We start from the raw sequence: 222 nt of genomic DNA on the forward strand, positions 1-222 counted from the left end.
TTTCCATCTTTTGCCCCAACGCTGATAGCGCTTTTTGGATCGTATCGATTTTGGTACTGTGACCAAGAGACACGATGCGCTGCACTTCCTGTGGGCGCGTGTTAATCAAGCGGGCGAGATCAGCATTGCTGGTGTTGGTGCTGACCAGACGGTTTAACAGCAATACCTTAGCTGCCACGCTGGCCGGAACCTCAACAAACGCATCACCTTCTGCTGATGGAG

Annotated in this window: 1 pseudogene; it reads right to left on the reverse strand. The window is 52.3% G+C overall.

Going from position 1 to position 222, the window contains the following annotated elements:
- Positions 1-222: pseudogene (locus tag CWM61_RS28710) on the reverse strand (type II toxin-antitoxin system HicB family antitoxin); the annotation flags it as partial.

Source organism: Klebsiella sp. K-Nf6, from assembly GCF_002806655.1.
Lineage (GTDB): Bacteria > Pseudomonadota > Gammaproteobacteria > Enterobacterales > Enterobacteriaceae > Klebsiella > Klebsiella variicola.